Raw genomic sequence first — 12,420 nt, forward strand, 5'->3', positions numbered from 1 at the left:
CTTGTCTCATTCGCTGGGTCCGGCGGGCCGCTTGCGCGCCCGCCGGTTCCGGGTTCGGGTTACTCGGCCGTGGCGGCCGCGGCGGAAGAGAGGATCAGGTCCAGCAGCTCCTGCCCCGGGGCGCCGCGGCTGTTCATATCCTCGACCCAGGCCTGCCAGCTGGGCTCGACCGCCGCCTGCAGCGCGGCGCGCACGTCGTCGGTCATCGGGATCCGCACCAGGCCGCGGGCCTCGAAATCGGCCTCGTTCTCGGCGTCGACGGTGGCATAGGCCTCGATCTGATGGGCGTAGGCGGCCGGGATCGCCTCGTCGATCAGGTCGCGGTATTGCTGCGGCAGTCCGGCATAGGCGTCCTCATTGGCGGCCAGCACGCAATTCACCGTGCCGAGGTTCCAGCGGTCGGTGACCCAGGTCGAGAGTTCCTGCAGCGAATAGGCGGTGAAGGCGTAGGTATAGGGATAGACGATCGCATCGAGCGCGCCGCGCTCCATCGAGCTGTAGAGATCGGGCGCCGGGATCGTGGTCGAGACCGCGCCCAGCGCCTGCATCAGCGCCGCATGCCCGCCCGAGGCGTTGATCCGAAGGCCCGACCAGGCGGCCAGATCCGCAGGCGGGGTGCCGCGGCCCATGACCTCGTAGTTGGGCATCAGCACCGACATCACCGGCACCGCGCTCCAGCCTGCCCATTCCGCGGCGACGGCCGGGTGGCGCAGATATTCGGCATAGGTGCGGTACTGGCTTTCCAGCGTCGGCAGCGGCAGCATCGCCAGGTTCAGACCGGTCGAGATCGGCAGCTTGCCGGGGTGGTAGAACGAGCAGACGGTCGCCATCTCGAAGGCGCCGATCTGGAGACCGTCGATGTTCTCGGTCGGGTCGGATAGCACCGCGCCGTATTGCAGCGACAGCTGGAAATTGCCGTCGGTCTTTTCCGAGAGATAGGCGGCCAGCGCCTCGACCCCTTCGGTGAAGCCCCGGCGGTTGCCCCAGAGCGAGACCTGCCAGGTGATCGCCGGGCCGTCGACCTCGGCGGCGCGGGCGGGGCCCGCGACCGGAAGCGTCAGGCCGCTCAGCATCAGGGCCCCAAGGGCAATGGGGGTGCTCAATACGCGCATCGTCATGTTTTCCTCCCGTGACGTGGTTGTTTGGGCCGGGCGCGGGCTGCGCTCAGCGATGGGTGAAGGCGGGTTTGCGTTTCTCGGCGAAGGCATTCATGCCCTCGCGCCGGTCGTCGGTGGCGAAGGTCGCGTAAAGAAGGCGGCGCTCCAGGTAGATCCCCTCGCTCAGATGCGTCTCGTGGGCGTGGTTCACCGCTTCCTTGGCCAGCATCAGGATCGGCCGCGACCGGGCGGCGATGTCCCGGGCCAGCGCGACGGCGGCCTCCAGATAGGCGTCGACCGGCAGGACCCGGCTGACGAGACCCCTTGCCAGCGCCTCGTCGGCGGTCATGACCCGGCCGGACAGGATCATGTCCATGGCGACGGCCTTGCCGACGATCCGGGTCAGCCGCTGCGTGCCGCCCGCACCGGGGATCACGCCGACCGCGGTTTCCGGCAGGCTGAAGCGCGCGGTTTCCGAGGCGACGACGATGTCGCACATCAGCGCCAGCTCGCAGCCGCCCCCCGCCGCATGGCCGGAGACAGCGGCGATGATCGGCTTGCGGCAGCGGGCGGGCCCCTCCCAGCTGCTGGTGATCAGCTGTTCGGCGTAGACCTCGACGAAGGTCTTGTCCTTCAGCTCCTTCAGGTCGGCCCCGGCAGCGAAGGCGCGGTCATCGCCGGTCAGGACGATGGCGCCGATGGCATCATCCGCGTCGAACGCCGCCAGCGCCGCCGACATCTCGGTCGTCAGCGCCAGATTCAGCGCGTTCAGCGCCTCGGGCCGGTTCAGCCGGACGACGCCGACCGCGCCCCGGGTTTCGGTCAGGATGGACGAATGGGTCATGCGATCTCCGTGTTCCCTGCCGCGATCCCGATGATCGCGGGACGTGAAACGAGGATCCCGCCGCGCCCGGCAGAGGCCCGCCGCCACTCCCCCTTCGGGGCGAGCGGGACACCCCCCTCGGAAGCCAAGCCTCCGGGGGTGCGGGCACGCAGGACGGCCGCCGTCATGAGATTCTCCTCCACCTCGCAACTATGTAAACACGTTAACACAGTTACAGCAAGCCCCACGCGATCCGCGCTTCACTCAGCCTGCATTCCCCGGGAACATTACTGCAAATCTCGGGAGAAAGCTGTGCACCTAGCGTGAGTTCTCTTGCACTTTGGCTGCGAGATTCAGCTTGCGCCAAGTGTCTAAAATGACAATATATTGCCTTTAAATTTGCGCAAGGGAGAGCATCCATGAGTCTCGACAAGGACATTCGCGACCAGTTGGTCGCCACCATTCGCCGCTTTGTCGAGGAACGGCTGATCCCGGCGGAGAGCGGCGTCGCCGAGAGCGATGCCATGCCCGAGGCTCTGGTGGACGCGATGCGCGAGCTTGGCCTTTTCGGCCTCTCCATCGCCGAGGAATACGGCGGCCTCGGCCTGACGATGGAGGAAGAGGCGCTGGTCATCCTGGAACTGGGCCGCGCCGCGCCTGCCTTCCGCTCGATGATCGCCACCAATGTCGGCATCGGCAGCCAGGGCATCGCGCTGGACGGCACGCCCGAGCAGAAGGCGAGCTACCTGCCGGATCTCGCCAGCGGCGCGCTGATCGGCTCCTTCGCGCTGACCGAGCCCGAGGTCGGCTCGGACGCGGGATCGGTGCGGACCAGCGCCCGGCGGGACGGCGACACCTACGTGCTGAACGGCACCAAGCGCTTCATCACCAACGCGCCGATTGCCGGGCTCTTCACCGTCATGGCCCGTACCGACCCGGCGCAGAAGGGCGCGCGCGGGGTTTCCGCCTTCGCAGTCGAGGCGGGAACGCCGGGGCTGTCGGTTGGCAAGCCCGAGCACAAGATGGGCCAGCAGGGCGCGCATGTCGCCGATGTGGTGTTCCAGGATTGCCGGATCCCGGCCTCGGCGCTGATCGGCGGGGTCGAGGGGATGGGCTTCAAGACGGCGATGAAGGTGCTGGACAAGGGCCGCCTGCATATCGCCGCCGCCTGCACCGGGCTGGCCGAGCGGATCATCGACGACATGGTGGACTACGCCACGGGGCGGCAGCAATTCGGCCGTCCGATCAGTGACTTCCAGCTGTTGCAGGCGATGTTCGCCGACAGTCACGCCGAGGCCTATGCGGCCCGGTCCATGGTGCTGGATGCCGCCCGGCGCCGGGATGCGGGCGAGGATGTGAGCGTCGAGGCGGCCAGCGCCAAGATGTTCGCCTCGGAGATGGTCGGGCGGGTCGCGGACCGCAATGTGCAGGTCCATGGCGGCAACGGCTATATCCGCGATTATCGGGCCGAGCAGCTGTTCCGCGACGCGCGGCTGTTCCGCATCTACGAGGGGACGACGCAGATCCAGCAGGGCATCATCGCCCGCGAGATGATCCGGCGCCGGGCGGGATAGGCCGCCAGAACGGGAAAGGCCGGGGTTTGCGCCCCGGCCTTTCTTGTCTCCCAGAGGGGGCGGTCAGGCCGCCTCACCCAGGCCCTTCAGCGCGGCCAGCAGCTGGGCCACTTCCTGCTCGGTGTTGTAGTGGCACAGCGAGATGCGGATGCAATCGGGCAGGCCCAGCGGGTTCAGCACGTTGCCGCTGTAATGGTCGGCCTTGCGGGTATGGGTGCGGATCCCCTGCTCGTTCAGCATCCGCACCACATCGGGCGAGGCCATGCCCTTGACCACGATGGACACCAGCCCCTCGCGCGCCGGGTTGTCGGCGCCCGCCAGGATCGTCACATGCGCCATGTCGCGCAGGCCCGGCAGGTTGCCGATGCCGTTGATCATGCTGTCGGTCAGGTGGGTCTCGTAGTCGTGGATGGCACGGCCCGCGGCCTCGATCCGGGCGCGGGGATCGGTTTCCTGCGAAACCTCGCCACCCAGCCAGTCGAAATAGGCCACCACATCCGAGAGCGTGGCATAGGCGCCGGTGTCGCGGGTGCCGAATTCCCAGCCGGTCGCCGGGGCGTCGATCAGCATGTCATGCGGCATCGCGCTCAGCTTGTCCGAGATCCAGGCCATGCCATAGCCGTGGCGCGAGAACATCTTGTAGGGCGAGATCACGTAGCCATCGACGTTATAGGCGTCGAGGTCCATCTGGCCGTGGGCGGCGTGCTGGATGCCGTCGACGATGATCAGGCACTCGGGCGCCACGGCGCGGATCGCCTTGGAGATCGCCGCCACATCCATCCCCATGCCGGTGACGGGCGAGGCATGCAGGATCGTCGCCACCGCCACATCCGGGGTCATCAGCGCGGCGTAATCGGCGGCGGTGACGGTGCCGGTCACATCGTCATGGGGGACGTTCACATAGTCCAGACCGGCAATCTCGGCCCAGCGGCGGGCGGCGCTGCGCGAGGCCGGATGCTCGATCGACGAGCCGATGACCTTGGCCCCTTTCGGCGCGTTCACGCAGGCGGTCCGGATCACCCGGAACAGCAGTTCGGTGCCGCTTTCGCCCATGAAGAACTGCCCGGATTTGGCGTTCATCAGCAGCGCCATATCGGCCTTGGCGGCGTTGATCTTGGCGACGAGGGCGTGGGCGGCGACGTTGTCACGGCCCTGATTGTCGGGGATGCCCGCGTAGAAGGCCGAGGTTTCGACCACCGATTTCAGGGTCAGCGCGCCCCCGGCATTTTCAAAGAAGATGCGCTCGCCCTGGAAGGGGCAGCTGTCGACATTCGCGAAGCGGTCGCGGATGGCGGAAATCAGGGTCGGGTTGCCGGTGATCATGGCGAATGTCCTGTACTGCGGTGCGCTGGCGGGCCGTCCTCGTCCGAGGGAAGGCGCGGTCGTTGGTCGAGGGTGAGCAGGCCGATATCGAGGTGATGGCGGTCTGACGGGATGGGAAACCTTGCGGACCCCGCCCAGAGGGCGGAGAGCTTCCGCCTCCCATAGCAATCCCGCAACCGGCTTGATGCGGCGTTTTTCCGGCTTCTGTGTTCAGAAAAACTGTGGTCCGGGGTGTGGGTCCGCAGCCAATCTGGCGATCAGGCCCCCCTCGCCCCGGTCAGGCTGCGGCGGTCCAGACGGCAATGCACGCCCTTCTGGCCGTTGACCACCTGCGTGATGCTGAGGTCGGCCAGCATGCTGGCATGGCGATAGGCCTCGAGCCGGGTGAGGTCGGTATGGGCGCAGATCCAGTCCAGCAGGCGCGAGGCTGCCTGCCGCGTGGCCGTGTCGAGGTCGGCGGCGAAGCCCATGGTGATGATCGCCTCGCCGATCTCGATTTCCGGGGCCTCGGGCGCGGTGCCTTTCTCCAGTTCGAACCGGAAGCGGCCGTTCAGCGCGGTTTCCAGGGCCGTGTCGCAGATCTCGCCATCGCCTTGCAGGGCGTGGCCATCGCCCGCGAGGAACAGCGCGCCGGGCACCTGCACCGGAAAGCTGATCCGCGCGCCTTGGCAGAAGGCGCGGTTGTCGACATTGCCGCCGAAGACGCCGGGCGGGACGGAACTGACGCGGCCCTGTGCCGGGGTCACGGCGAGGATGCCGAAGAAGGGCGCGAGCGCCACCTCCGGCCCCCAGGGCAGGCGGGCGGTGCCGCGGGCGGCGTCGATGGGCACGACGAGGCTTTCATAGGCGGGCGCGAGGTCCGGGAAGAGGCCGAAACCGGGCTCGATGGCGCTCCACCCCCAGTCCTGGGCGAAGTCCACCGCCTCCACCGCGACGATCAGCCGGTCGCCGGGCTCGGCGCCCTCGATATAGACCGGCCCGGTCAGCATATGCGGGCCGAGGTCGGGCTTCTGCGCGGCAATGACCGCGCGGTGGCTGTCCAGGGGCCGATGCGGGCTGCCCTCCCCCGGCAGGTTGCGCGGCCCGCCCGACAGCGTGTCGATGCGCACGCTGTCACCGGGCCGGATGCGCAGCACCGGGGCGGCGGCGGGGTCGAGATGGCCCCAGAGGATCGTCTCGGGCGTGGCGGGCAGATGGTGGAGCATGGCGGGTCCCGGAAGCGGTAAAGAGAAAGGCGGCGCGCCCTTCATGACGCGCCGCCCCGGCGATGGAAAGCCTTGAACCGGCCGCGGCTCAGACCGCGGCGCGCAGATCCCGGCGGGCGACGCGCGCCAGCAGGTAATCCACCTCGGCCCGGGCTTCCGCACTGAGGACGCTGCCCGGCTTGCGCTGCGCGGCCGAGGTCAGGATGCCGCGCTTTTGCAGCACGTATTTGCGCACGGCCAGGCCCACGCCCTGCTGCTGTTCGTAGCGCATCAGCGGCAGATGCGCGTCGAAGAGGTCATGCGCCGCCTCGCGCTCGCCCGCCGCCGACAGCCGCACGATATCGACCAGCGCGTCGGTGAAGCCATAGCCGGTCATCGCCCCATCCGCGCCGCGCTCCATCTCGAAATCGAGGAAAAGCGCGCCGTTGCCGGTCAGGATCGAGACCGGGCGCAGGCTGCCCTCGGCCTGGAACCGGCGCAGCGCCGAGATCTTCTCCAGCCCCGGCCAATCCTCGTGCTTGAGCATCACGCAGGAGGGATGCGCCTGGATGATGTCGCGGACCACGCCCGGGCTCATCACCACGCTCAGGGTCAGCGGATAATCCTGCAAGACCCAGGGGATATCGCGGCCCACGGCCTCGACCGCCTGGTCGAAATAGCCGCGGATCTGGTCGTCGGTGCGCAGCGCGGGCGTGGGCGCGATCATCACCCCCGCCGCGCCCAGCGCCATCGACTCGCCCGCCAGCCGCCGCATCGCCGCCAGCCCGGGGGCCGAGACGCCGACCACGATGGGCAGCGCCGAGCGCGACACCACCCGGCGCACAATCTCGAGCGATTCCTCGGCCTCGAGTTTGTTCGCCTCGCCCATGATGCCGAGGATGGTGATCCCCGTCGCCCCGGCCTCGGCATAGAAATCCGTCAGCCGGTCGAGGGAGTCGAGGTCAAGGCGGCCATCGTCGTGAAACGGCGTGGCGGCGATGGCGTAGACGCCCTTGGCGTTGTGATCGAGGCTCAAAACCCGTTCTCCGCCTTCCAGGCGGCGTAGCGCGCCTTGTTCTCGGCATTGGACGGATAGAGGCCCGGCAGCGGATGGCCCGCTTCGACCTGGCTCATGATCCAGCCTTCCAGGCGCTCCTGCTCGATGCCTTCGGTGACGACTTCATCGACCAGCTTGGCGGGGATCAGCACGGCGCCGTCCTCGTCGACCACGATCAGGTCGTCGGGATAGACCGCGACGCCGCCGCAGGCGACGGGTTCCTGCCAGTTGACGAAGGTCAGACCGGCGACCGAGGCCGGGGCGGCAACGCCCGCGCACCAGATCGGCAGCCTGGTGCCGCGCACGCCCGCCACGTCGCGCACCGCGCCATCGGTGACCAGCGCGGCGATGCCGCGTTTCTGCATCCGGGCGCAGAGGATGTCGCCGAAGATCCCGGCATCGGTCACGCCCATGGCATCGACGACGGCGATCACGCCCTCGGGCATCGCCTCGATGGCAGCGCGGGTCGAGATGGGCGAGCCCCAGCTTTCCGGCGTCGCCAGATCCTCGCGCGCCGGGACGAAGCGCAGGGTGAAGGCGCGGCCGACGATGCGGGGTTGGCCCGGTTCCAGCGGCATGGCGCCGCGCAGATAGACGTTGCGCAGGCCCTTTTTCAGCAGGATCGTGGTCAGGGTGGCGGTGGTGACGGCTTTCAGCTCGGCGATGGCCCGGGCTTCGTCATAGGGAAGGGTCATGGGAATATTCCTCAGATGCTGGGCACATAGCCACCATCCACGCGGATGGTGCTGCCGGTGATGTAGCCGGCGCGGGCGCTGGCCAGGAAGGCGACCATGTCGCCGTATTCGGAGGGATCGCCGTAGCGCCCGGCCGGGATCGCGGCGAGGCTTTCGGCCTGCACCTCGGCGACGCTGCGGCCCTCGCGCTGGGCTTTCTGTTCGTCGAGGAAGGTGATGCGCGGCGTGGCGATGCGCCCGGGCAGGACGATATTGGCGGTGATGCCATCGGCGCCGACCTCACGCGCCAGCGTCTTCGACCAGCCGACCAGCGCGATGCGCAGGGCGTTCGACAGGCCCAGATTGGGGATCGGCGCGATCACCCCCGACGAGGTCGAGGTGATGATCCGGCCCCATTTGCGGGCCTTCATGCCGGGCAGCACGCGGTCGGTGATGGCGATGACCGACAGCACCATGGATTCGAAGCTGGCCCGCCAGAGCGCCGGATCCTGACCCGAGACGGTGCAGGGACGCGGGCCGCCGGTGTTGTTGACCAGAATCTCGACCGGGCCCCATTCGGCCTCGATCCGGGCGATATTGGGCTCGATGGCGCCCGCGTCGCCCAGATCCCAGGCCATCGACATCGCCTGTCCGCCGGTGGCGCGCAGCGCTTCGGCATTGGCTTCCGCCGCCTTGGGGTCGATGTCGGCCAGCACCACCTTGACGCCTTCGGCCGCCAGCGAGCGGGCAATTGCCCCGCCCAGACCGCCCCCGGCGCCGAGGACCAGCGCCACCTTTCCCGTAATCCCGAAATCCATTGGTGTCGTCCTTTGTCGTGTTAGGCCAGTTTCGCGCAGGAAGCGGCGATCCGGCGGCAGGCCTCCTCGAGCCTTTCGGTCGAGGTGGCAAAAGAGATGCGGAAATAGGGCGCGAGGCCGAAGGCCGAGCCCGGCACCACCGCCACGCCGCCGTCTTCCAGCAGCCAGGTGGCGAAATCGGCGTCCGTGGCGATGACCTGCCCGTCCGGCCGCTTGCGCCCGATCATCCCGGCGCAGGAGGGGAAGAGGTAGAAGGCCCCGTCCGGCTTGCGGCAGGACAGCCCGTCGATGGCGTTGAAGGCGGCAAGGCAGAGGTCGCGCCGGGTCTGGAAGACCGCGTTGCGCTCGGCCAAAAAGTCGAGCGGGCCGGTCAGCGCCGCCACTGCCGCCGCCTGGCTGACCGAGCTGGGGTTGGTCGTGCTTTGCGACTGCAACGTCGCCATCGCCTTGATCAGCGCCGCCGGCCCCCCGGCATAGCCGATGCGCCAGCCGGTCATCGCATAGGCCTTGGAGACGCCATTGCAGGTCAGCGTCCGCTCGGCCAGCCGCGGCTCGACCGCGGCGATGGTGGCGAAATCGAAGCCGTCGTAGCGGATATGTTCGTACATGTCGTCGGTCATGATCATGACCTGCGGGAAGTCGAGCAGCACATCGGCCAGCGCCCGCAGCGCGGCGGCGGTATAACCCGCGCCGGTCGGGTTCGACGGCGAGTTGAGGATCAGCCAGCGGGTCCGGGGGGTGATCGCGGCGCGCAGGGCCTCGGCGGTCAGCAGGAAATCGTCCTCCTCGGGACAGGCCACCGTCACCGGCACCCCGCCCGCCAGCCGCACCATGTCGGGATAGCTGACCCAATAGGGCGCCGGGATGATGACCTCGTCCCCTTCGTCCAGCGTGGCGAAGAGCGCGTTATAGAGCACCTGCTTGCCGCCGGTGCCGACGCTGATCTGCGAGACATCGTAGCTCAGCCCGTTCTCACGCGCGAATTTGGCGACGATGGCGGCCTTCAGCTCGGGCGTGCCGTCGACATCGGTGTAGCGGGTCTGCCCGGCCTCGATGGCGCGGGCGGCGGCCTGGCGGATATGCTCGGGCGTGTCGAAATCGGGCTCGCCCTGCGACAGGCCGATGACATCGCGCCCGGCGCGGCGCATCTCGTTGGCCAGCCGGGTGATGGCGATGGTGGGCGAGGGCTGCACCGCGCCCATACGCGCGGCCAGTTTGATCGGCAGTGCCGCCATGGATCGTGATCTCCGAATTGCAGACCGAGGGCGTCCGAGCCGCCCGGTTCGCCCCTATGTGACGCAAAGCGGATGTTCAGAAAATGGCAGCATTTCCACATTCATTCTGTAGAAAAACTGAATTCACGGGGAAAGACCCGGTGGATCGCCGGTGAATCTCGGGCGACGATCCGATATTCCCCTACCATTTCAATACACTACACCAGCACTCCACCCCATCACTCCACCGCGACCATCCCGGCCCCCCGACACACCAGCCCGGACCCGGGCTTGTGGGGGACCGGGGGCGCGGCTAGCTTCCGGCCACCAACGCCCCGGGGTCCTGCGCCCCGGGGCCCCAGCAGTGACAGAGGATTCCATGAGCAAAGCCTGGCACCAGGAAACCGCGGCCGATCTGGGCCGCGGCATCGGCGAGGGGCGGATCTGCCCGGTCGAGCTGACCGAGTATTTCCTGGCGCGCAGCGCGGGAGAGGGTCTTGAGGGCGGCGCGGCGCTGGCCGACCGGATCTATGCCAGGCTGATGGCGCCCCAGGCCCGAGCCGAAGCCGAAGCCGCCCGTGACCGGGCGCGCAATGGCATGCGCCGCGGGCTTCTGGACGGGGTGCCGGTCGCCTGGAAGGACCTGTTCGACACCGCGGGCGTGGCGACCGAGGCGGGCTCGGCCCTGCTGGCCGGCCGCGTGCCGACGGCCGACGCCGTGGTGGTCGAACGCCTGACCCAGGCGGGCCTGCCGCCGCTCGGCAAGACGCATATGACGGAGCTGGCCTTCTCGGGCCTCGGCCTCAACCCGATCACCGCCCATCCGCCCTGCGTCAACGATCCCGAAGCCGCGCCCGGCGGCTCGTCCTCGGGCTCGGCGGCGGCGGTGGCCTTTGGTGCAGCCCCCCTCGCCATCGGCTCGGATACCGGCGGCTCGGTGCGCCTGCCCGCGGCCTGGAACGATCTGGTGGGGCTGAAGACCTCGCCCGGGCGGATCCCGGCCAAGGGCGCGGTGCCGCTGGCCGCGCGCTTCGACACGATCGGACCGCTGGCGAAAAGCGTCGAGGATGCGGCGCAGGCCTTCGCCCTGCTCGACGGCTCGCCGGCGCCGGATCTGACGGGCGCCAGCCTCAAGGGCAAGCGGCTGCTGGTGCTGGAAACCATCGCGCTGGACGACCTGCAAGAACCCGTCGCGCGGGGCTTCGAGGCGGCGCTGTTCCGGCTCGCCGCGGCGGGGGCCGAGATCAGGCACGGTGCCGTGCCGCCGGTGGCCGAGGCGATGGCGATTTCCGGAATTCTCTATACCGCGGAATGCTATGGCACCTGGGAGAAGGTCATCGAGGCCGCGCCCGAGAAGATGTATCCGCCGGTGCTGGAACGCTTCCGCGCCGGGGCCGAGCATCGCGCCTGCGACTATGTGGCGGCCTGGCTGCGCCTCGATGAGCTGCGCGAGGAATGGGCGCAGCTGGTCGCCGGTTATGACGCGGTGATCCTGCCGACCAACGCCATCCTGCCGCCGAAGGTGGCGCCGCTTCTGGCCGATGCCGCGGCCTTCGCGCGCACCAACCTCGCGACCCTGCGCAACACGCGGATCGGCAACCTGTCGGGCGGCTGCGGGCTGACCCTGCCCAGCGGCACGGCCTCGGTCGGGGTGTCCTTCATGGCGCCTGCGGGCGGCGAGGCGGCTCTGCTGCGGCTGGGCGCTGCGGCGGAAAAAGCGCTGGCGGACTAAGGCGTTGCCCCCGGGCGCGGGTTCCGCGCCCGGGGGCCATCAGGCCTGACCGGCCTCTTGCAGGAAATTGCGGATCAGCGGCAGGCGCCCGGCCGAGCGCGACCAGAGCACGCCCACTTCGCGCAGCGGCGCGTCCGGCAGCGGGAAGCTTTCGACCTGCACGCCCGCAGGCCAGGGCGCGGGCCAATCGGGGATGATCGAGACGCCGAGCCCCCGGGAAACCATGATCATGATCGCTTCGAGCGAATCGAGTTCATGCCCGTCGCGCGGCTGCAATTGCTGGGCGCGCAGGTATTGCTCGACCGCGCGCCCGCCCCAATGGTTGCGGTCGTAGCGCAGGAAGGGGAATTCGGCGAGCAGTGCCTCGGTCGGCGCGGCGGGGGTGCCGGGGGGGGCGATCAGCAGGTGTTTCTCGCGCCGCAGAGTCAGCCAGTCGTAGCTTTTGGGCAGCGGGAAATGCGGCCTGACCAGCACCGCCAGATCGAGCGACCCGCCGCTGAGCTGGTCCCACAGATCCCCCGAGGCGCCCGGCACCAGATAGAGGTCGATCCCCGGCCGGTTGCGCCTGAGCGCCAGCAGGATATCGGGCATGATCCCGGTCAGCGCGGTCTGGATCACGCCGACCCTGAGCAGGCCCGACGCCCCGTCGACCGAGGCCGCGGCGCGCAGATCGTCCTCCAGCGCCAGCATGCGCTCGGCGATGATCATGATCGCCTCGGCCGCGGCGCTGGGGCGCAGGCGCTGGCCGTGGCGTTGCAGCAGGGGCTGGCCGATCTCGGCCTCCAGCGCCCGGATGCGCTGCGACACGGCCGAGGGGGTGATGTTCATGCGCCGCGCCGTCTCGGCAGCCGAGCCGGTGCGGACGATGGTGAGGAAGGTCTGGAGGAATCGGGTATCCATCGGCACATTTCTTAATCAAAAGAA

General features: G+C 68.9%; 11 protein-coding genes. 2 read left to right on the forward strand and 9 right to left on the reverse strand.

Going from position 1 to position 12,420, the window contains the following annotated elements:
* Positions 1-59: 59 nt before the first annotated feature.
* Positions 60-1,118 (reverse strand): C4-dicarboxylate ABC transporter substrate-binding protein, encoded by a 1,059-nt coding sequence (locus tag VDQ18_RS02205; RefSeq protein ID WP_323019381.1) that lies wholly within the window; start codon positions 1,116-1,118, stop codon positions 60-62.
* A 46-nt stretch (positions 1,119-1,164) separates the two neighbouring features.
* Positions 1,165-1,941: an enoyl-CoA hydratase-related protein gene (locus VDQ18_RS02210; protein WP_323019382.1), complete on the reverse strand. Its 777-nt coding sequence runs from the start codon at positions 1,939-1,941 to the stop codon at positions 1,165-1,167.
* Positions 1,942-2,339: 398 nt separating this feature from the next.
* On the opposite strand from VDQ18_RS02210, the gene VDQ18_RS02215 reads away from it, so the two are divergent.
* Complete coding sequence (locus VDQ18_RS02215; protein ID WP_323019383.1) at positions 2,340-3,494, forward strand: acyl-CoA dehydrogenase family protein; 1,155 nt, start codon at positions 2,340-2,342, stop codon at positions 3,492-3,494.
* A 63-nt stretch (positions 3,495-3,557) separates the two neighbouring features.
* On the opposite strand, the gene VDQ18_RS02220 is transcribed toward VDQ18_RS02215, so the two are convergent.
* From VDQ18_RS02220 to VDQ18_RS02245, 6 genes are all read right to left on the reverse strand, one after another.
* Positions 3,558-4,817, reverse strand: coding sequence for an aminotransferase class V-fold PLP-dependent enzyme (locus tag VDQ18_RS02220; protein ID WP_323019384.1), 1,260 nt, complete (start codon positions 4,815-4,817; stop codon positions 3,558-3,560).
* Positions 4,818-5,074: 257 nt separating this feature from the next.
* A complete protein-coding gene (locus VDQ18_RS02225; RefSeq protein ID WP_323019385.1) occupies positions 5,075-6,022 on the reverse strand; it encodes an acetamidase/formamidase family protein in 948 nt (315 codons plus the stop codon).
* Positions 6,023-6,110: 88 nt separating this feature from the next.
* Positions 6,111-7,037 carry a dihydrodipicolinate synthase family protein gene (locus tag VDQ18_RS02230; protein ID WP_323019386.1) on the reverse strand — a complete coding sequence of 309 codons (927 nt, stop codon included), beginning with the start codon at positions 7,035-7,037 and terminating at the stop codon, positions 6,111-6,113.
* On the reverse strand, positions 7,034-7,753 hold the full coding sequence (locus VDQ18_RS02235; RefSeq protein WP_107754637.1) for a ribonuclease activity regulator RraA: 720 nt from the start codon (positions 7,751-7,753) through the stop codon (positions 7,034-7,036). Before VDQ18_RS02235 ends, VDQ18_RS02230 begins: the two co-directional genes overlap by 4 nt.
* A gap of 11 nt (positions 7,754-7,764) precedes the next feature.
* Complete coding sequence (locus VDQ18_RS02240) at positions 7,765-8,550, reverse strand: SDR family oxidoreductase (protein WP_323019387.1); 786 nt, start codon at positions 8,548-8,550, stop codon at positions 7,765-7,767.
* A gap of 20 nt (positions 8,551-8,570) precedes the next feature.
* Positions 8,571-9,785, reverse strand: coding sequence for a pyridoxal phosphate-dependent aminotransferase (locus VDQ18_RS02245; RefSeq protein WP_323019388.1), 1,215 nt, complete (start codon positions 9,783-9,785; stop codon positions 8,571-8,573).
* A gap of 358 nt (positions 9,786-10,143) precedes the next feature.
* Here VDQ18_RS02245 and VDQ18_RS02250 point away from each other — a divergent pair, with 358 nt between their 5' ends.
* Complete coding sequence (locus tag VDQ18_RS02250; protein WP_323019389.1) at positions 10,144-11,496, forward strand: amidase; 1,353 nt, start codon at positions 10,144-10,146, stop codon at positions 11,494-11,496.
* Positions 11,497-11,535: 39 nt separating this feature from the next.
* On the opposite strand, the gene VDQ18_RS02255 is transcribed toward VDQ18_RS02250, so the two are convergent.
* Positions 11,536-12,396 carry a LysR family transcriptional regulator gene (locus VDQ18_RS02255; protein ID WP_323019390.1) on the reverse strand — a complete coding sequence of 287 codons (861 nt, stop codon included), beginning with the start codon at positions 12,394-12,396 and terminating at the stop codon, positions 11,536-11,538.
* Positions 12,397-12,420: the final 24 nt, after the last annotated feature.

Origin of the sequence: Pararhodobacter sp. (assembly GCF_034676075.1) — a bacterium.
GTDB lineage: Bacteria > Pseudomonadota > Alphaproteobacteria > Rhodobacterales > Rhodobacteraceae > Pararhodobacter.

What these genes read in the sequence shown, in the direction of transcription:
- VDQ18_RS02205 (WP_323019381.1), bottom strand. Translation starts at nt 1,118, where the DNA reads ATGACGATGCGCGTATTGAGCACCCCCATTGCCCTTGGGGCCCTGATG.
- VDQ18_RS02210 (WP_323019382.1), bottom strand. Translation starts at nt 1,941, where the DNA reads ATGACCCATTCGTCCATCCTGACCGAAACCCGGGGCGCGGTCGGCGTC.
- VDQ18_RS02215 (WP_323019383.1), top strand. Translation starts at nt 2,340, where the DNA reads ATGAGTCTCGACAAGGACATTCGCGACCAGTTGGTCGCCACCATTCGC.
- VDQ18_RS02220 (WP_323019384.1), bottom strand. Translation starts at nt 4,817, where the DNA reads ATGATCACCGGCAACCCGACCCTGATTTCCGCCATCCGCGACCGCTTC.
- VDQ18_RS02225 (WP_323019385.1), bottom strand. Translation starts at nt 6,022, where the DNA reads ATGCTCCACCATCTGCCCGCCACGCCCGAGACGATCCTCTGGGGCCAT.
- VDQ18_RS02235 (WP_107754637.1), bottom strand. Translation starts at nt 7,753, where the DNA reads ATGACCCTTCCCTATGACGAAGCCCGGGCCATCGCCGAGCTGAAAGCC.
- VDQ18_RS02240 (WP_323019387.1), bottom strand. Translation starts at nt 8,550, where the DNA reads ATGGATTTCGGGATTACGGGAAAGGTGGCGCTGGTCCTCGGCGCCGGG.
- VDQ18_RS02245 (WP_323019388.1), bottom strand. Translation starts at nt 9,785, where the DNA reads ATGGCGGCACTGCCGATCAAACTGGCCGCGCGTATGGGCGCGGTGCAG.
- VDQ18_RS02250 (WP_323019389.1), top strand. Translation starts at nt 10,144, where the DNA reads ATGAGCAAAGCCTGGCACCAGGAAACCGCGGCCGATCTGGGCCGCGGC.
- VDQ18_RS02255 (WP_323019390.1), bottom strand. Translation starts at nt 12,396, where the DNA reads ATGGATACCCGATTCCTCCAGACCTTCCTCACCATCGTCCGCACCGGC.